Source organism: Pseudomonas ogarae (assembly GCF_014268695.2).
GTDB classification, from domain to species: domain Bacteria; phylum Pseudomonadota; class Gammaproteobacteria; order Pseudomonadales; family Pseudomonadaceae; genus Aquipseudomonas; species Aquipseudomonas kilonensis.
On sequence record NZ_CP077086.1, the window covers coordinates 1,908,681 to 1,928,008 of the forward strand.

At 59.6% G+C, this 19,328-nt stretch carries 15 protein-coding genes; 10 read left to right on the forward strand and 5 right to left on the reverse strand.

Going from position 1 to position 19,328, the window contains the following annotated elements; genetic code table 11:
• Nucleotides 1–34: 34 nt before the first annotated feature.
• From hrpA to HU749_RS08580, 7 genes are all read left to right on the forward strand, one after another.
• Nucleotides 35–3,946 carry an ATP-dependent RNA helicase HrpA gene (gene hrpA, locus HU749_RS08550; protein ID WP_079305172.1) on the forward strand — a complete coding sequence of 1,304 codons (3,912 nt, stop codon included), beginning with the start codon at nucleotides 35–37 and terminating at the stop codon, nucleotides 3,944–3,946.
• Between the two features lie 339 nt (nucleotides 3,947–4,285).
• Complete coding sequence (locus HU749_RS08555; RefSeq protein WP_046062938.1) at nucleotides 4,286–5,407, forward strand: beta-ketoacyl-ACP synthase III; 1,122 nt, start codon at nucleotides 4,286–4,288, stop codon at nucleotides 5,405–5,407.
• Between the two features lie 203 nt (nucleotides 5,408–5,610).
• Nucleotides 5,611–6,222 (forward strand): RNA polymerase sigma factor, encoded by a 612-nt coding sequence (locus HU749_RS08560; protein WP_079305176.1) that lies wholly within the window; start codon nucleotides 5,611–5,613, stop codon nucleotides 6,220–6,222.
• Nucleotides 6,216–6,452, forward strand: a complete 237-nt coding sequence (locus HU749_RS08565; protein WP_046062940.1) for an anti-sigma factor family protein — start codon at nucleotides 6,216–6,218, stop codon at nucleotides 6,450–6,452. Before HU749_RS08560 ends, HU749_RS08565 begins: the two co-directional genes overlap by 7 nt.
• Nucleotides 6,453–6,741: 289 nt before the next feature.
• Nucleotides 6,742–8,052, forward strand: coding sequence for an OprO/OprP family phosphate-selective porin (locus HU749_RS08570; protein ID WP_095962459.1), 1,311 nt, complete (start codon nucleotides 6,742–6,744; stop codon nucleotides 8,050–8,052).
• A 257-nt stretch (nucleotides 8,053–8,309) separates the two neighbouring features.
• A complete protein-coding gene (locus HU749_RS08575; protein WP_225919144.1) occupies nucleotides 8,310–9,425 on the forward strand; it encodes an RHS repeat-associated core domain-containing protein in 1,116 nt (371 codons plus the stop codon).
• Nucleotides 9,426–9,568: 143 nt separating this feature from the next.
• Nucleotides 9,569–10,693 (forward strand): GNAT family N-acetyltransferase, encoded by a 1,125-nt coding sequence (locus HU749_RS08580; RefSeq protein ID WP_079305182.1) that lies wholly within the window; start codon nucleotides 9,569–9,571, stop codon nucleotides 10,691–10,693.
• A 16-nt stretch (nucleotides 10,694–10,709) separates the two neighbouring features.
• Here the strand turns inward: HU749_RS08580 and aqpZ are convergent, their stop codons facing one another.
• From aqpZ to HU749_RS08605, 5 genes are all read right to left on the reverse strand, one after another.
• Nucleotides 10,710–11,399, reverse strand: a complete 690-nt coding sequence (aqpZ, locus tag HU749_RS08585) for an aquaporin Z (protein WP_186649657.1) — start codon at nucleotides 11,397–11,399, stop codon at nucleotides 10,710–10,712.
• 290 nt (nucleotides 11,400–11,689) lie between these two features.
• Nucleotides 11,690–13,522: an ABC transporter ATP-binding protein gene (locus HU749_RS08590; RefSeq protein WP_079305186.1), complete on the reverse strand. Its 1,833-nt coding sequence runs from the start codon at nucleotides 13,520–13,522 to the stop codon at nucleotides 11,690–11,692.
• Between the two features lie 82 nt (nucleotides 13,523–13,604).
• Nucleotides 13,605–14,168 (reverse strand): peptidylprolyl isomerase, encoded by a 564-nt coding sequence (locus HU749_RS08595; protein WP_014337086.1) that lies wholly within the window; start codon nucleotides 14,166–14,168, stop codon nucleotides 13,605–13,607.
• Between the two features lie 4 nt (nucleotides 14,169–14,172).
• Nucleotides 14,173–14,976 carry an alpha/beta fold hydrolase gene (locus HU749_RS08600; protein ID WP_046062943.1) on the reverse strand — a complete coding sequence of 268 codons (804 nt, stop codon included), beginning with the start codon at nucleotides 14,974–14,976 and terminating at the stop codon, nucleotides 14,173–14,175.
• 14 nt (nucleotides 14,977–14,990) lie between these two features.
• Complete coding sequence (locus HU749_RS08605; RefSeq protein WP_014337088.1) at nucleotides 14,991–15,914, reverse strand: PA3225 family LysR-type transcriptional regulator; 924 nt, start codon at nucleotides 15,912–15,914, stop codon at nucleotides 14,991–14,993.
• A 50-nt stretch (nucleotides 15,915–15,964) separates the two neighbouring features.
• Here HU749_RS08605 and HU749_RS08610 point away from each other — a divergent pair, with 50 nt between their 5' ends.
• The 3 genes from HU749_RS08610 (at nucleotide 15,965) to HU749_RS08620 (ending at nucleotide 19,197) form a co-directional block, all read left to right on the forward strand.
• The gene (locus HU749_RS08610; RefSeq protein WP_003198925.1) at nucleotides 15,965–16,279 is read left to right on the forward strand and encodes a hypothetical protein; all 315 of its coding nucleotides are present in this window, start codon (nucleotides 15,965–15,967) and stop codon (nucleotides 16,277–16,279) included.
• A gap of 150 nt (nucleotides 16,280–16,429) precedes the next feature.
• Complete coding sequence (locus tag HU749_RS08615) at nucleotides 16,430–17,029, forward strand: FMN-dependent NADH-azoreductase (RefSeq protein WP_014337089.1); 600 nt, start codon at nucleotides 16,430–16,432, stop codon at nucleotides 17,027–17,029.
• 299 nt (nucleotides 17,030–17,328) lie between these two features.
• A complete protein-coding gene (locus HU749_RS08620) occupies nucleotides 17,329–19,197 on the forward strand; it encodes an ATP-binding protein (protein WP_186649659.1) in 1,869 nt (622 codons plus the stop codon).
• The last annotated feature ends 131 nt before the right edge of the window (nucleotides 19,198–19,328 follow it).

Genomic DNA, 19,328 nt, shown 5'->3' on the forward strand with positions numbered 1-19,328 from the left:
CCCCCTGCTCAAACCGACGACCCTTGCGTACCTGATGACTGACCAAGCCCCCGCTATCGACAAGCTGCTGAAAAACCTCGACCACGCCATGCTCGCCGACCGTAACCGGTTGCGGCGCCAGTTGTTCGAGCTGCGCAAGAAGCCCGACGAGGCCAAGCTGGCCCAGTGGGTGACGCGCATGCAGGCGTCGTGCGATCAGGTTCTGGCGCGCAAGGCGAGCCTGCCGGTGATCCGCTACGACGACAATTTGCCGATTGCCGCCAAGCGCGACGAAATCAAGGACGCGCTGCTCAAGCACCAGGTGCTGATCATTGCCGGCGAAACCGGCTCGGGGAAAACCACGCAGTTGCCGAAGATCTGCCTGGAAATCGGTCGCGGCCAGCACGGCTTGATCGGCCACACCCAACCGCGCCGGATCGCCGCGCGCAGTGTGGCGAGCCGGGTGGCCGAGGAACTGGCCACGCCGTTGGGGGCGCTGGTGGGCTATCAGGTGCGGTTCGAGGACCAGAGCGACGCCAACACCCTGATCAAGCTGATGACCGACGGCATCCTGCTGGCCGAGACCCAGAACGACCGCTACCTCGAGCGCTACGACACGATCATCGTCGACGAAGCCCACGAACGCAGCCTGAACATCGACTTCCTGCTGGGTTACCTCAAGACCCTGCTGCCACGCCGTCCGGACCTGAAAGTCATCATCACCTCGGCGACCATCGACCTGGAGCGCTTCTCCAAGCATTTCGATGACGCGCCGATCGTGGAAGTCTCGGGCCGCACCTTCCCGGTGGAAACCTGGTATCGCCCGCTGACCCTGGAGCAGGACGAGGAGGGCAACCGGGTCGAAGACGACTTGACCGTCGACCAGGCGATCCTCGCCACCCTCGATGAGATCGCCGCCTACGAGCGCAGCGAGCGGCGCAGCCCTGGGGATGTGCTGGTGTTCCTGCCGGGCGAGCGGGAAATTCGCGACGCCGCGGAGATGCTGCGCAAGGCCCAGCTCAAGCACACCGAGATTCTGCCGCTGTATGCGCGACTGTCGCCGGCCGAACAGCAGCGCATCTTCCAGTCTCACCCGGGCCGTCGTGTGGTGCTGGCGACCAACGTCGCCGAAACCTCGCTGACCGTGCCGGGAATCCGCTACGTGATCGACAGCGGCACCGCGCGCATCAGCCGCTACAGCTATCGGGCCAAGGTCCAGCGCCTGCCCATCGAAGCCATTTCCCAGGCCAGTGCCAACCAGCGCAAGGGCCGCTGCGGGCGGGTCGAGCCGGGGATTTGTGTGCGGTTGTACAGCGAGGAAGATTTTCTTGGACGGCCGGAGTTCACTGACCCGGAGATCCTGCGCACTAACCTGGCGGCGGTGATCCTGCAGATGCTGCACCTGCGCCTCGGCGAGATCACCGATTTCCCGTTCATCGAGCCGCCGGACGGCAAGGCCATCAGTGACGGTTTCAACCTGCTGCAAGAATTGTCGGCGGTGGACCGCAACAGCCAGTTGACCCCGCTCGGTCGCCAGTTGGCGCGCTTGCCGGTGGACCCGCGCATGGGCCGCATGCTGTTGGAAGCGGCGAAGCTGGGCAGTTTGCAGGAAGTGTTGATCGTCGCCAGTGCCATGTCGATCCAGGACCCCCGCGAGCGTCCGCCGGAGCGCCAACAGGCGGCGGACCAGGCCCATGCCCAGTGGAAGGACGCGGATTCGGACTTCGCCGGGCTGGTCAACCTGTGGCGCGGTTTCGAAGAGCAGCGCCAGGCCCTGACCGCCAGCCCGCTGCGCAATTGGTGCCGCAAGAACTTCCTCAATTACCTGCGCCTGCGCGAGTGGCGTGATTCCCATCGGCAGTTGAGCTTGATCTGCCGTGACATGCAGTTGAGCCTCAACAAAGAACCGGCTGATTTCCCGAAACTGCACAAAGCGGTGCTCTCGGGCCTGTTGAGCCAGATCGGCCAGAAAACCGAAGACGGCGACTACCTGGGCGCTCGCCAGCGGCGGTTCTGGGTCCACCCCTCGTCGGGCCTGGGCAAGAAGCGTCCGCAATGGCTGATGACCGCCGAGTTGGTGGAAACCACCAAGCTGTATGCGCGCATGGTGGCCAAGATCGAACCGGACTGGATCGAGCCGCTGGCCGGGCACCTGATCAAGAAAAACCACTTCGAACCCCATTGGGAGAAGAAGCGCGGGCAGGTGGTGGCCTATGAGCAAATCACCCTGTTCGGGCTCATCGTCGTTGGTCGGCGACCGGTGCATTACGGGCCGGTGGACCCGGTGGTTTCCCGTGAATTGTTCATCCGCGAGGCATTGGTGCGCGGCGAGATCCAGTCCAAGGCCAAGTGCCTGAGCGCCAATACCCGGTTGCTGGAGCAACTCGACGAGCTGGAAGCCAAGGCCCGCCGCCGCGATATTCTGGCGGACGAGGAAACCCTGTTTGCCTTCTACGACGCGCGCTTGCCGGCCGAGATCCACCAGACCGCGACATTCGACAGCTGGTACCGGATCAACAGCCAGAAAGACCCGCAACTGCTGATCATGCGCGAAGAAGACGTGTTGGCCCGCGAAGCCAGCGAAGTCACCGCCGCGCATTACCCCGACACCTTGCGCGTCGGCGACCTGACCTTGCCGCTGAGCTATCACTTCGAGCCCAACCACCCGCGCGACGGCGTGACGTTGCGAGTGCCGGCGCCACTGCTGCCGATGCTGCCGCCGGAACGCCTGGAATGGCTGGTGCCGGGGGTGATCGAGGCCAAGTGCATCGCCCTGGTGCGCAACCTGCCCAAGGCCTTGCGCAAGAATTTCGTGCCGGTGCCGGATTTCGTCAAGGCGGCGCTGCAACGCATCACCTTCGCCGAGGGCTCGTTGCCGCAGTCCCTGGGCCGTGAATTGCTGCGCATGACGGGCGCGCGGGTCAGTGACGAAGCCTGGGCCGAAGCCGCCCAGCAGGTGGAAAGCCACCTGCGCATGAACCTGGAAATCGTCGACGGCCAGGGCAAGTTCCTTGGCGAAGGCCGCGACCTGGCCGAGTTGACGGCGCGTTTTGCCGAAGCCAGCCAGGCGGCCTTGGCCGTACCGCAAACGGCGAAAAGCCAGGCACCGGTGGAGGCGAAGGTCTTCGCGCCGGTGGCCGAGAAAACCCAACAGAAGATCGCCGGGCTGTCGATGACGGTCTACCCGGCGCTGGTGGAAGAGGGCGGCGTGGTCAAGGAAGGGCGTTTCCCGACGCCGGCCGAAGCCGAGTTCCAGCATCGCCGGGCCTTGCAGCGCTTGCTGATGCAGCAATTGGCCGAGTCGGCCAAGTTCCTGCGCGGCAAGCTGCCGGGGCTGACGGAGCTGGGCCTGCTGTACCGCGACTTGGGCCGCATCGACAGCCTGGTGGAAGACATCCTGCTTACCAGCCTCGACAGTTGTGTGCTCGAAGGCGAAGCGAGCCTGCCCCGTGACGGCGCCGCACTGGCCTCCCTGGCCGAGCGCAAGCGCGGCGGCTGGACCGAGCACGCCGAACGCCTGGCGAAGCTGACCCTGGACATCCTCAAGCTCTGGCATGGCCTGCAAAAACGCTTCAAGGGCAAGATCGATCTGGCCCAGGCCGTGGCGCTGAACGATATCAAGCAGCAACTCAGCCACCTGGTCTACCCGGGCTTCGTCCGCGAAACCCCACATCAGTGGCTCAAGGAACTGCCGCGCTACCTCAAGGCCATCGAGCAACGCTTCGAGAAGCTCGGTAGCCAGGTGCAGAAAGACCGGGTCTGGAGCGGCGAGTTGTCGAACCTCTGGGCCCAATACCAGGCCCGCGCCAGCAAACACGCCCAGGAAGGCAAGCGTGATCCGCAACTGGAGCTGTACCGCTGGTGGCTGGAGGAATACCGGGTGTCGCTGTTCGCCCAGCAACTGGGGACCAAGGTGCCGATCTCGGACAAGCGCCTGGGCAAGCAGTGGGGGCAGGTGGAGGGTTGATGCCACAAACCATCAACCCCCTGTGAAACCCCTGTGGGAGCGAGCTTGCTCGCGATAGCGGTGTATCAGTCAATATCAATGCAGGCTGAACCACCGCTATCGCGAGCAAGCCCGCTCCCACAGGGTAGGGTGTTGTAGCTCAAGGAGAATGGGCCAAACGCCAGCGTTTATGGCAAACTTCGCGGCTATAAATGCCGGTCCCGTGGTTTTGAGCTTCAATGCCTCGGGCGGATCGGAATAAAGCGATGCCAGGGCTGCTTCCCCGGATGGGAAAAGTCCCTTTGTGTATTGGTACGTCGGTGCCAATGCTTTCTGCCTGAACAGATCAGAGACACGACCATGCATAACGTCGTCATCAGCGGCACCGGCCTGTACACCCCGGCCAACAGCATCTCCAACGAAGAGCTGGTGCAATCTTTCAATACCTATGTCGCGCAATTCAACGCCGACAACGCCGACGCCATCGCGCGCGGTGAAGTCGAGGCCTTGACCGAATCCAACGCCGCGTTCATCGAAAAAGCCTCCGGCATCAAGAGCCGCTTTGTCATGGACAAGGACGGTATTCTCGATCCGCAACGCATGACCCCACGTTTGCCCGAGCGCTCCAACGACGAGTGGTCGGTGCTGTGTGAAATGGCCATCGGCGCCGCGAAACAGGCCCTGGAGCGCGCCGGCCGCACCGTCGCCGACATCGACGGGGTGATCGTCGCCTGTTCCAACCTGCAGCGTGCCTACCCGGCCATCGCCATCGAAGTCCAGGAAGCCCTGGGCATCGAAGGTTTCGGTTTCGACATGAACGTGGCCTGTTCCTCGGCCACTTTCGGCATCCAGGCAGCGGCCAACAGCGTGCAACTGGGCCAGGCCCGGGCGATCCTGATGGTCAACCCGGAAGTGTGCACCGGCCACCTGAACTTCCGTGATCGTGACAGTCACTTCATCTTCGGCGACGCGGCCACCGCCGTGATCATCGAACGGGCGGACCAGGCGACCTCGCCGTACCAGTTCGACGTGGTCAGCACCAAACTGCTGACCAAGTTCTCCAACAACATCCGCAACAACTTCGGCTTCCTCAACCGCGCCGCGGAAGAGGGCGCCGGTAGCCGCGACAAGTTGTTCGTCCAGGAAGGCCGCAAGGTGTTCCGCGACGTCTGCCCGATGGTGGCCGAGCTGATCGGTGCTCACTTGGAAGAAAACCAGCTGAACGTTGGCGAGGTGAAGCGCTTCTGGTTGCACCAGGCCAACCTGAGCATGAACCACTTGATCGTGCGCAAACTGCTGGGACGCGAAGCCACCGAAGAGGAAGCCCCGGTGATCCTCGACCGCTACGCCAACACCAGTTCGGCCGGTTCGGTGATTGCATTCCACAAATACCAGGATGACCTGCCCAGCGGCTCGGTTGCCGTACTCAGTTCGTTCGGCGCCGGTTATTCGATTGGCAGCGTGATTTTGCGCAAGCGTTGATCCACTTTAGCGGCCAGAGGATTTATTCCTGCTGGCCTATGGCCTATGGCTTGTGGAACCTGTGGGAGCAAAGCTTGCTCGCGATGCAGACGCCTCGGTTTCCCGGAAGACCGCGTCACCTTCATCGCGGGCAAGCCTTGCTCCCACAAGTCTTGCTCCCACAAGCTGCAACAACCGCGATCCATCCAACAATAGGGCGTTGAATGACGGTCACCGATGACACCCTCCTGCTCCAACGCCTCCTGGCCGGCGAGCAGCAGGCCTACAAGGAGCTGGTCAGCGCCTATCAGAGCCCGATGCGTGCCGTGGCCTATGCCATCGTCGGCAGCCGCCATGCCGACGAAGTGGTGCAGGACGCGTGGTTGTCGGTGGTACGCAATCTCAGTGGGTTCCAGGGCCGTTCCAGCCTCAAGACCTGGCTGTTGACCATCACGGCCAACGCCGCCAAGGGGCGCTACAAGCAAAACCGCCGGGAAGTGCTGCTCGATGACCTTCCGTCCCCCCACGGCACCCTGGGCGATGATCGTTTCGCCGCCGATGGGCATTGGCTGCTGGCGCCGTTCGCCTGGCACCAGGACACGCCTGAGGCGCTGCTCACGATGAGCGAATTGCGCGATTGCCTGGAGCACACATTGCTCAGCCTGTCGGAACTGCAAGGCAGCGTGCTGACCCTGCGGGAACGCCAGGGCCTGGAGCTGGAAGAAATCTGTAATCTTCTGGATATCTCGCTCTCCAATGTACGCGTGCTGCTGCATCGAGCCCGACTGAAGGTCTTCGCGACTGTTGAACATTTCGAGGAAACCGGCGAATGCTGACCTGCAAGGAACAAGTGGCGCGCTCCAGTGACTATCTCGACGGACAACTGAGCTTTCGTGAACGCCTGATGGTGCGCCATCACTTGATGTTCTGTGCCAAGTGCCGGCGTTTTATCCGCCAGATGCGCCTGATGCAGGCGACCCTCAAAAAACTGCCGCAACCACCGATTCCCGACCTGGATCACCTCGCCGAGAAACTCGCCGCCGAGCGCCGTAAAAACATCCGCTAAACCTCAAGATACTCCAAACCCTGTGGGAGCGAGCTTGCTCGCGATAGCGGTGTATCAGTCCACATCAATGCAGACTGAACAACCGCTATCGCGAGCAAGCCCGCTCCCACAGGTTCTCCATGGCTGTATTTGTTATTCCCATTCGAAGTAAAAAGTTCCGCTGTCATAAAATCTTTATCTGGTAGCAACTCCCCTGACACAACCCATCGCCAAGATCCCCTCCCAACACCAGCGGGCCCAGTTCCGCGTGTTTTCTAACGGCATAGACTACCAACAGGGGAATTCTTCGATGATTCGCAAGCACTTCGCAGGTGTTGCCGCCAGCGCACTGGCAATGGCAGTAACCGCCCAGGCTTTCGCCGGCACCGTCACCACCGATGGCGCCGATATCGTGGTCAAAACCAAGGGCGGCCTTGAGGTCGCTACCACTGACAAAGAGTTCAGCTTCAAGCTCGGTGGTCGTTTGCAGGCTGACTACAGCCAGTTCGACGGTATCTACACTGACAACGGCAAATCGGCTGACGCCGCTTACTTCCGTCGTGCCTTCCTGGAACTGTCCGGCGTGCTGTACACGGATTGGGCCTACACCATCAACTACGACATGTCCCATAACACCGGCGATTCCGATAACGGCTACTTCGACGAGGCGTCTCTGGCCTACAACGGTTTCAAACCGGTTTCCATCAAGGTTGGCCGTTTTGACCCGGACTTTGGCCTTGAAAAAGCCACCAGCTCCAAATGGGTCACGGCGACTGAGCGAAACGCCGCCTACGATCTGGTCGATTGGGCCATGGACAAGCAGAATGGTATGGGTATCCAGGCCTCCAGCACCTTCGCTGATTCGTTCTATGCCTCAGCCGGTGTGTTCAGCAAGGACAATGACGATGCTGACGGCGACAGCGTCAAGCAAGTCAACGGTCGCTTCGTGTTCGCCCCGATGCACGAAGCCGGTAACGTGCTGCACTTCGGTTTGAGCGTGGCCTCCCGTGACGTTTCGGATACCGTGTTCGACGCTCGTTATCGCTCCCGCCTCGGCATGCGCGGTGTTGATACCTTGGGCGGCAACGACGCCGGTGCTAACGGCAACCGTCCGGTCCTGGGCGGCGCCAACAACTCGCCGGCCGGTTCGTACGACACCGACACCGCCTTCGGCCTGGAAGCTGCTTTCGCCATGGGCCCTGCGTCGATCCAGGGTGAGTACATCTCCCGCAAGACCAAGGCTGACAGCGACGCCTTCGAAGACCTCAAAGGCCACGGCTTCTACGTCCAGGGTGCCTACACCATTACCGGTGAGGCCCGCGGTTATAAGGTCGGCAAGTTTGACGCGATCAAGCCTCAGAACAAATCCATCGGCGCCTGGGAAGTGTTCTACCGCTTCGACAGCATGACCGTCGAAGACGACAACATCACCACTGCCTCGGCCACCCGTGAAGTGGGCGATGCCGAAGCCAAGGTGCACAACCTGGGCGTGAACTGGTACGCCAACGAAGCGGTGAAAATCACTGGTGCCTACGTCAAGGCCAAGACCGACAAAGTCACCAACGCCAATGGCGATGACGATGGCGACGGTTTTGTGATGCGTGCCCAGTACGTGTTCTAAATCGCGCTGACTTGATACAGAGCTCTTTCTTCATCCGTTAAAGCTCCTTTTTTCAACCCCGCCCCTGGCGGGGTTTTTTTTCGACACTTATTCGAGCATGTGTACCGTGCTACCTGAATCACTGTATGGGTAGTCACCCTGTCAACCCTGACAGTTTCGCGGTATCTGAAAAAAGCGCTTACTTCGACCCATTGCAAACCGACTGCAAGCACGCGGGAATGCCCGAGTACTCACGCTGCTTGTCGAAATCAGGCGCCATGAAAGGTATATGGCTATCAACGGTAAGCATGGAGAACAACGTGGCTGGGTCAGATAAAACAGGGCAGCCTGCGTTTGATGAATCCGTACCCGACGTTAGCGCTTCGCCCGATGAAACGGTGGTCAGCTTTCACTACGACGCATTGGATGCCCTAATCGGACGCAGTGCGTCGGAGGGCAGGGAACAACGGTTCTACCGAAACGATAAGTTGGTGAACGATATCCGGGGGGCCAACAGCTGCACCTTCGTACGGGTAGATGAGCTGGTACTCGCCGAGCAGCAGGCAGGTGGTGCCCCGAAGACCCTGTTGCTGGTGGGCGATGATAAGAACAGTGTGCTGTCCGAGATAAGCCAGGAGGCAGTCAAGGGCATTGTTTACTCACCGTATGGCCATCGTGCAGAGGATGGGGCGGTGAATGGCCATTTGGGATACAACGGCGAGCGGCGCGAAACGCAAACCGGTTGGTACTTGCTGGGCAAGGGCTACCGCGTCTTCAATCCACTGTTGATGAGGTTTCACAGCCCGGATAATTTGAGCCCCTTCGGTAATGGCGGATTGAATGCGTACATGTATTGTGTAGGGGATCCGATTAATAATGTGGATCCAACAGGACATAGTCTTTGGGGATGGTTGTTTAGAGGGCTTAGGCGGATATCTGGATCTCATAGAGTTACCACGGCTACTTCCGGTTATAACGAGTTGCCCGATATACTTGCCCGCAATACAAAGTCCCGTCCGACAACTTTGTATCCTATTAAATCTAAGCATGTTGTGCGTTTGAAAAAAAGAGCACTTTTGTTTTGGGATGAAGCCGGCAAAGCAGGGGCTAAAAACTCTCCAAAATTCGAACAATATAAAAGGGAGGCGGAATTGGCCAGTGAGGCGCTTGACTTTGCTGCCAAAAACGTAGGTGAGCCTAGTATCACTAGGGAAGGCGCCGCAATAATCAAGAGAACCGCAGAAAGTTACGATTCTATAATGGCAAAAAGAGCTAAGAATAGAAAAGATAACGTCCGGATGGCGCTAGCATACAAGATTGAAAAAGTCAGAAAGCAAGGGGGACGCAATGGAGACCAGGCGCGGTATTTAGGTTATGACCCTCATGGTGATTGATTTGTCGAACGGAATAGCAACGGGAGTTAATTTTGCTATCCATCCCCATCGACCATCAATCATAAAAACTACTTTGTCCTCGTCCTACCCAGTCCAGATCGGCGATACTCGTTCCATCCGCCGTCTGGCTATCGAGTAACCGCATGCCGCTTCATGTCTTGGACAGCCTGTCCGCCATCGCGCCTCTGGAGTGGGATGCGCTGGTGCCCGCCAATCAACCGTTCCTGCGCCACGCCTTCCTCAGCGCCCTGGAGGACAGCGCCAGCCTGGGCCCGCAATCCGGTTGGCAAGCCGAGCATTTGTTGCACATCGAAGACGGTCGTCTGCTGGCGGCCTTGCCCAGTTACCGCAAGTGGCATTCCTACGGTGAATATGTGTTCGACCATGCCTGGGCCGACGCTTGCGCCCGCGCCGGCATCGACTATTACCCCAAGCTGCTGACGGCGGTACCGTTCAGCCCGGTCAGTGGCCCGCGATTGCTGGCAGCGCGCGCGGAAGATGGCCTGGAACTGCTGGGCAGTCTGCCCGGCTATCTGGAAATCGAAGGGCTCTCCAGTGCCCACATCAATTTCACCGATGCCTTCACCGACGCGGCGCTTGTCGGGCAGGAAGGTTGGCTGCAGCGGATTGGTTGTCAGTATCACTGGCAAAATCGCGGCTATCGGGACTTCCAGGACTTTCTCGATGCCCTCAGTTCCCGCAAGCGCAAGCAGATGCGCAAGGAACGTGAGCAAGTGGCGGGGCAGGGCATCGCGTTCGAATGGCTCGAAGGTCATCAGTTGGACGAGGCGCAGTGGGACTTTGTCTACGCCTGTTACGCCAACACCTACGCGATACGACGCCAGGCGCCGTACCTGACCCGGGCATTCTTCAGCCTGCTGGCCGAACGCATGCCCGAGGCCATTCGCGTGGTGCTGGCCAAGCAAGGTTCGCGGCCGGTGGCGATGGCGTTCAGCCTGGTGGGTGGCGACAGTTTCTATGGACGTTATTGGGGCTGTCTGGCGGAGTTCGACCGCCTGCACTTCGAGACCTGTTTCTATCAAGGCATGGACTACGCGATTGCCCACGGCTTGCAGCGCTTTGACGCCGGTGCCCAGGGCGAGCACAAATTGATTCGCGGGTTCGAGCCGGTGATTACCCGCTCTTGGCATTACCTGCGTCACTCCGGTTTGAAAGCCGCGGTCGAAGATTTTCTCGCCCGGGAACAGGAGGGTGTGCTGGCGTATGCCGAAGAGGCGAAGACAGCACTGCCTTATCGGCAGTGCTGATCTTCGCGGGTGTGACTCAGCGGTTTTCCTGGCCCAGCCAGCGGTACGAGACACCGCCGATGACGGCGCCCAGCAGCGGCGCCACCCAGAACAGCCACAGTTGCTCGATCGCCCAGCCACCGACAAGCAGCGCCGGACCGGTACTGCGGGCCGGGTTGACGGACGTGTTGGTGACCGGAATCGAGATCAGGTGAATGAGCGTCAGGGCCAGGCCGATGGCAATCGGCGCCAGCCCCGCCGGCGCACGTTTATCGGTGGCGCCGAGGATGATCAGGATGAACATCGCTGTCATGACCAGTTCGGTGACAAAACCGGCCGTCATCGAATACCCACCAGGCGAATGCTCGCCGTAACCGTTCGCGGCCAGGCCGGACGCAGCCAGGTCAAAGCCTTCCTTGCCGCTGGCGATGAAGTAGATCAGCGCGGCGGCCAGCATACCCCCTATGACCTGGGCAATGATGTAGGCGGGCAACTCCTTGGCCGGAAACCGCCCTCCCACGTACAAGCCCAACGAAACGGCCGGGTTCAGGTGACAACCCGAGACATGCCCGATGGCGAACGCCATGGTCAACACCGTCAAGCCGAAGGCCAGGGCAACCCCCAGCACGCCAATCCCGGAGGCGGCCAATACCGCGCTGCCACAGCCGCCCAGTACCAGCCAGAACGTACCCAACAACTCAGTCGTTGAACGTTTGAGTAAAGACATAAGTATCCTTGATAAAACAGTCGTGATAATCGGTTATGCATCCAGCAGCATTACGACAGGTTCATCTCCAGAACCTGGGCTGAGTACAGCAGAGTGTGGCGACAAATCCAGCGACATAAAAAACCGCCAGCGTCATGGACGGTGGCGGTTTCGGCCGTGGTCGGCGGGGAGTATGTCGTTGCGGTGTGGGCTAAATGGATCCTGGACAGAATTTTTCAGAAAGGTCTTGGGGTTGCACTGTCATTGCTGTTTAAGCCGGACCCCACAGGTTTAGTGGTGTCTGGTAGAGATCAGTCGATCCCCACGAACCCACCTGTCTGGTGCTGCCACAGCCGCGCATACAACCCGCCATGGACCAGCAACTCGGCATGGCTACCGGTTTCGGCGATGCGGCCATTCTCCAGCACCACCAACCGGTCCATCCGGGCGATGGTGGAGAGGCGGTGGGCGATGGCGATCACGGTCTTGCCTTGCATCAAGGTCTCGAGGCTTTCCTGGATTGCCGCCTCGACTTCCGAGTCCAGCGCCGACGTTGCTTCGTCCATGATCAGGATCGGCGCATCCTTGAGCAGCACCCGTGCGATAGCGATACGCTGGCGCTGGCCGCCGGACAGTTTCACGCCGCGCTCGCCTACATGGGCATCGAAGCCGGTGCGGCCTTCGGCGTCCGACAGCAGTGGAATGAACTCATCGGCCCGGGCCTTGCGCACGGCTTCCCAGAGTTGCGCATCGGTGGCGTCTGGCTTGCCGTAGAGCAGGTTGTCGCGAATCGAACGATGCAGCAGCGAGGTGTCCTGGGTAATCATGCCGATGCGCTCGCGCAGGCTTTCCTGGCCGACTTCGGCGATGTCCTGGCCGTCGATGAGGATACGCCCGCCCTGCACGTCATAGAGGCGCAGCAGCAGGTTGACCAAGGTGGATTTCCCCGCGCCGGACGGGCCGATCAGGCCGATTTTCTCGCCGGGCTTGATGGTCAGGTTCAGGTCGCCGATCACGCCGCTTTTCTTGCCATAGTGGAAATCCACATGCTCGAAACGCACCTCGCCCCGGGCCACGGCCAGGGGCTTGGCCTGGTCACGGTCGGTGACACTGACCGGCTGGGCGATGGTCTGCAAACCATCCTGGACCATGCCGATGTTTTCGAAGATGCCGGTGACGACCCACATGATCCAGCCGGACATGTTGACGATGCGGATCACCAGCCCGGTGGCCAACGCGATGGCGCCGACGCTGATCAGCGACTGGGTCCACAACCACAGCGCCAGGGCCGTCGTGCCGACGATCAGCAGCCCGTTCATGCTGGTGATGACCAGGTCCATGCTGGTCACCACCCGGCCAGCCAACTGGGCTTTTTCGGTCTGCTCCTGGATGGCTTCGCGGGCGTATTGCTGTTCGAAATTGGTATGGGCGAACAGCTTCAGGGTGGTGATGTTGGTGTAGCCATCGACGATCCGCCCCATCAGCTTGGAGCGGGCATCGGACGACACCACCGAGCGCTCCTTGACCCGTGGCACGAAATAGCAGAGTGCGCCGATGTAGGCGGCAATCCACATCAGCAGCGGGATCATCAGGCGCCAGTCGGCTTCGGCGAACAGCACCAGGGAACTGACGGCGTAGATCAGCACATGCCACAGGGCATCCACCGCCTGCACCGCCGAGTCACGCAGGGAGTTGCCGGTCTGCATGATGCGCTGGGCGATGCGCCCGGCGAAGTCGTTCTGGAAGAAATTCAGGCTCTGCTTGAGCACGTAGCTGTGATTCTGCCAGCGAATCAGGCTGGTCATGCTGGGGCTCAGGGTCTGGTGCACGAGCAGGTCATGCAGGGCGACGAAAATCGGCCGGAAAACCAGCGCCACCACGGCCATCCAGGCCAGTTCCAGGCCATGGACCTTGAAGAAGTCCACATTCGGCGTGCCCTGGGTCAGGTCGATGATGCGACTCAGGTAGCTGAACAGCGCCACTTCGATCAGCGCGCCGATCAGGCCGACTACCAGCAGTACGGCGAAGCTGGGCCAGACCTGTTTCAGGTAATAGGTGTAGAAGGGCAGGACGCGATTCGGTGGGGCCGAGGTCGGGGCGTCGCGGAAGATATCGATCAGTGTTTCGAAACGGCGATAAACCATCAGTCAATGCCCTGGCAAGGGCTCTCCTTTTGCTATGGGCGGCGCGGGATCACCGCGCCGCCCAGGCTTGCCATGTGCCTCTTCAGTCGACGCGCTTGGCCGACTTGATGAGCACAGGGTCGATCGGCACGTTTTGCATGCCTTGTTTGGTCGTGGTCTGGGAGTTGACGATGATGTCCACCACGTCCATGCCCTTGACCACTTTGGCGAACACCGCGTAACCGGCGTCACGGCCCGGATCGAGGAAGGCGTTGTCGGCCACGTTGATGAAGAACTGGCTGGTGGCCGAGTCCGGGTTGGAGGTGCGGGCCATCGACAAGGTGCCACGAACGTTGTGCAGGCCATTGCTGGCTTCGTTCTTGATCGGTGCCTTGGTGTCTTTTTGCTGCATCTGCTGGGTAAAGCCGCCGCCCTGGGCCATGAACCCCGGGATCACCCGGTGAAAAATCGTGTTGTTGTAGAAGCCACTGTCCACGTACTCAAGGAAGTTCTTGGTACTGATGGGGGCCTTGACCGGGTCCAGTTCGATTTCGATCTGGCCGTTGGTGGTGTCCAGCAATACATGCGGTGCCTTGGCGGGTGTCGCGGCCATCAGGTTGGCGGCAAACAGTACGGTGCCGGCGGCAAGGGCGAGTTTTTTCAGCATGGGGTCAGAGATCCTGAGTGGTGGAATCGGTTGCGGTCAAAAAGTCGAGCAGGGTTTGGTTGAAGCGTTCGGGTTGATCCAGCGGGGTAGCGTGCCGTGAATCGGCGATGACCACCAGTCGTGCATCGGGCAGCCGTTTTACATAGGCTTCTTTCAGCGCCACCGGGGTGTAGTCGTGGTCGGCGCAGATGACGAGGGTTGGACAGGTGACCTGTGAAAGTCGTTCCTGAACGCCCCAGCCTACGATCGCATCGAAGCTGGCGAGATAAGCACGTTTGTCATTCTTTGCCCAGCGTCGGGCCATTTCCAGGCGTAACTCGGTTTGTTCGGGCTTGGGGAATAACTTGGCGCCGAGGGCCTTGCCGATGGTCTCCAGGCTGAGCAGGCGCATCAGGCTCCAGCGCTTGAACCATTGCCAGCAATCGTCGAGCGTGCGGACCTTGACCTCCGGTGCGCTGTTGACGATGCACAGGCTCTTGACCCGATGGGGCTCATCCACCGCCAACTGAAAAACAATCATGCCCCCCATGGACCAACCCACCAGATGCACCGGGCCCAGGCCCAGGTGTTCGATCAAGGCGATCAGGTCGGCGCTGAAGCCTTCGATGCTGTAGCGCTCCGGCGGCTTGTCGGAGCGACCGTGGCCGCGCACATCCACCACGATCAGGTGGTAATGGGCGGACAGCACCGGGATCTGCTTTTCCCAATCCCGGGTACTGGAGCCCAGCCCGTGGACCAGCAGCAAGGGCGCGCCGTGGCCGTATTCCTCGTAGTGCAGGTTGCAACCTTCGTGTGAAAAATAGGCCATCGTCGAAGTCCTTGTCAGGCTTGTTCAGGGGCGGCGAACGGTGCATCCAGCGGCGCAGTGTCGAAGGTGCGCAGCAATTCGACCAGGATTTGCGTGGCCGGGCCCAGGGGTTTTTCCTTGTTCGAATACAGATAGAAGCTCGGGTTGCGACTGCCGCCCTGATCCAAGGGTAGCTGTTTAAGCGTGCCTTCCTTGAGTTCCCGCTCAATCATGTGCCGGGGCAGCCAGGCGAAGCCCAGGCCGCTGCCCACGAAAGTCGCAGCGGTGGCCAGGCTGCCGACGGTCCAGCGCTGCTCGGCACCGAGCCAACCCACGTCACGAGGTTGCTGGCGTCCAGAGTCGCGGATCACCACTTGCAACTGGCTTTCCAGATCCTGGAACGTCAGCTCGCGGTTGAGGCGATGCAGGGCGTGTTCGGGATGGGCCACCGCGACGAATTCAACGTCGCTCAATTCGGCTCCCAGATAGCCAGGAATGCTGAAGCTGCTGATGGCCAGGTCGGCCACGCCTTCGAGCAGCACTTCTTCGACACCCGACAACACTTCTTCGCGCAGCCGCACCCGGCAGCCACGGCTTTGTGGCATGAACGCCGTCAAGGCGCGAACCAGGCGGGCGTTGGGGTAGGCCGCGTCGACCACCAGGCGCACTTCCGCTTCCCAGCCTTGCTCCATGTGGTGGGCCAGGTCTTCCAGTTGGCTGGCCTGTTTCACCAGTTGTCGCGAGCGGCGCAGCAGCACACCGCCGGCTTCGGTCAACACGGCCTTGCGCCCATCGATGCGCAGCAACGGCACGCCGAGCTGATCCTGCATGCGGGCCACGGTGTAGCTCACTGACGACTGGGAGCGATGCAGCACTTCAGCGGCCTGGGCGAAACCGCCGTGGTCGACCACGGCCTGCAAGGTGCGCCATTGATCAAGGGTCACGCGGGGCGCTTTCATATCGGGCTCCTCTTGTCCTAAGCTGGCAGTCCCTTGGTGGAGACTGCCGAATGAAGAAAATCTGTTGTGTGGTGCTGGCCTTGCTGCCACTGACTGCGTTTGCCTACCCGATCGATGTGGAAAAACACCTCAACGGCCTGAGCATCGACTACAACGCCTATGACACCGATGCCGATATCGGTTCCATCCAGGTCAACAACTACGGCAGCACCGATGCGGCCTGCACCGTGGTCTTCAGCAATGGCCCTGAAGCACCTCGCACCCGCAAGATCGAAGTCGCCGCCGGCAAGTTCAAGAACGCCACGGCCAAGTTCAACCGCAACATCATCAAGCTGCGCATCAAGCTGACCTGTCAGCCGAAATAGCCCGGGAGTGGGGCAGGCAACATTGCTTGCTCCGCTTATAAACGAATTTATCGATGCTTTACAGCAGTTATTTGCGCTTTTTCATCGATATGCTCGCGTTTAACCTTCACTCCATCGACTGACAACATTCTCAGATGGAGCCTACAAGCCATGTCCCGCGTTCTGATCATCGAAAGCAGTGCCCGCCAGCAAGACTCGGTGTCCCGTCAACTGACCCAGACCTTTATCAGCCAGTGGAAAGCGGCGCATCCGGCCGACGAAATCAGCGTTCGCGACCTGGCCATCAATCCGGTGCCGCACTTGGATGCCAATTTGCTGGGTGGCTGGATGAAGCCTGCCGAGCAGCGCAATGACGTTGAAAACACCTCGCTGGAGCGCTCCAACCAATTGACCGATGAGCTGCTGGCCGCTGACGTGCTGGTGATGGCAGCGCCGATGTACAACTTCGCCATCCCCAGCACCCTGAAAGCCTGGCTCGACCACGTGCTGCGTGCTGGCGTGACGTTCAAATACACCCCCACCGGCCCCCAAGGCCTGCTGGCCGACAAGCGCGCCTTCGTGCTGACCGCCCGTGGCGGCATTCATGCCGGCGGCAGCACTGACCATCAGGAACCCTACCTGCGCCAGGTCATGGGCTTCATCGGGATCCACGACGTGACCTTCATCCATGCCGAGGGCATGAACCTGGGCGGCGACTTCCAGGAGAAGGGTTTGAATCAGGCCAACGCCAAACTGTCCCAGGTCGCTTGATCCGTTAATCCTCGGATAATCGCCAGATGGTCTATTGAGCTGGCGCTTCCCTTCAAACCGTTTTGCGCATCGAACCTCCCTTTGCACTTATTGCTCCTGAGTGCATCAGCCCGATTGAACGCTTTAGCGAGATCGGGCTTTTTTTTTGGGGGAATAGAAACAACGACCACTTAAATGGACGGCCCTTCACGTCTTGAGGGCTGGAAGATGTGCAGGCGGCAGACCCACTCGGATTGGGCAAGTCTCTCGACGCTGGCTGTGGTAATTTACGCGCGCTATTACGGTAGGGAGACTGTGACATGTTAAAACTCAAACGGAAAACATGGGCTTTATTCCTGGTCTACCTCCTAGGGGCGGGTGGCTATATCTACTACCTCTATGTCGAGACGCAAAGCGTCCTCACTGACAATATCAATAATAAATTGTTGCATGCCGCGCTGGGCGCTTCGGCCATCCTCGGCGACCGTTACCATGACAATCTGGTCGATAGACAATCCAAATCGCAAGCGCAAGACTGGGATACCATTGAACGGCTCTCCAGCTTCAACGAGTCCATGGGCACTGCTTTTGTCTATAGCGTGATCAAGCGCGGTGGAAAAGCTTATCTGGTCAGTTCCAGCGCATCGAAGAAAGAAATTCAAGAGAACAATTTCGTGCGTTTCTTCGATCCTTATCCCGATGCCAGCCAGGCTTTACTCGATAGTTTTGAGCGCACTGCGCCAACCTGGATCGACTACTCGGATCATTGGGGTGATTTTCGCGCGGTCTTTGTTCCCTTAAAATCACAAGACGGTACGGTGTATGTTGTCGGGGCTGAAGTTACCTTGGCGGACTACTACCAACAACTTAATCATGACTCCCTCTACCATATCATCCTGGCCATTCTGGTATTTCTCGCTTTCCTCCTTTTACGCATGCGTGCTCATCTCCAGCAACTGCGAGTCAATGAACAGGTATTGAATCAGGCGAAAAATGCCGCCGAGGACGCTGATCGTTCAAAAACCAGCTTTCTGGCAACCATGAGTCATGAGATTCGCACCCCCATGTACGGTGTCATTGGCGCGACCGAGTTACTGGCCCGCTCCGCCCTGGATCCCGAGCAACGCCGTCTTCTCACAACGATTCATTCCAGTGGACGGACCCTGCTGTCTCTTATCGATAACATTCTCGACCTGGCAAAAATCGAAGCGGGCAAACTTGAATTGAAACCCCGTGTTTTCGAAGTGAGAGCGCTGGTTTCATCCTGCATGGAAATAATCCGGCAAAATATTCAGGACAAACCCATAGAATTGGAGGCGCAGTTTTCCCCGGACGTACCACCTTTGGTCAAGACCGATATGGATTGCCTTCGCCAGATATTGATCAACTTGCTGGGCAATGCGGTCAAATTTACCGAAGCCGGAAAAGTATCGCTTCTGGTCACCTCCAGCGGTTACGGCTCTCAAGCGTGGCTCGACTTCTCCATCCGTGATACCGGCATCGGTATCCCCGCCGAACGGCAAGACAATCTGTTCAAGCCCTTTGCCCAGTTCAAAGGGCCGGCTAGCCAACGCTTCACGGGGAGTGGCTTGGGTCTTTCGATCTGTAAGAACCTGCTCGAGGCGCAGCAGGGGACTTTATCGTTCACCAGCCAGCCCGGTGTCGGCTCGACATTCTCTTTTTCTCTCCCCATGGCGCTTTTTTCAGTCTCGGAAATACCCGACAGGGATGATCATGCGGCGGTTGGCTTCGACTCGTCTTTTGCCGAGGATTATCCGCTCGATATCCTTCTGGTGGAGAACCATCCGGTGAGCCAGAAAGTGGCCATGGCGATGCTACACGAGTTGGGCTATGCACCCGGCCTTGCGTCAGATGGCCTGGAAGCGCTCAATCGCTGCACGGCTTCGATGCCAGAGATCATTCTGATGGATATCAACATGCCCGTGATGGATGGGTTGGAGGCGGTGCGTAGAATCCGCGAATTACCAAAGGGCGATACTTGCTACATCGTTGCGTTCACCGCGAGTGTTTTTTCCAGCGAGATAGAACGTTTCAGGGCCGCGGGTGCCGATGACATCTTGACCAAACCGGCCAACTTCCAGGCGCTGACCCGAGTGCTCCAGCGTGCCGCCAGCCATCGGCACCAGCGTCAGGCCAATTCTTCGGTCGTGGATGAAATTTCAAGTTAGTGGAATACCTGTGGGAGCGAGCTTGCTCGCGATTACGGTGGGTCAGAAATACAGATGCTGACTGACACCCCCAATCGCCAGCAAGCTCGCCTCCACCGTTCAAAACCGCTATCTTCGCCGCCATTCGAAAC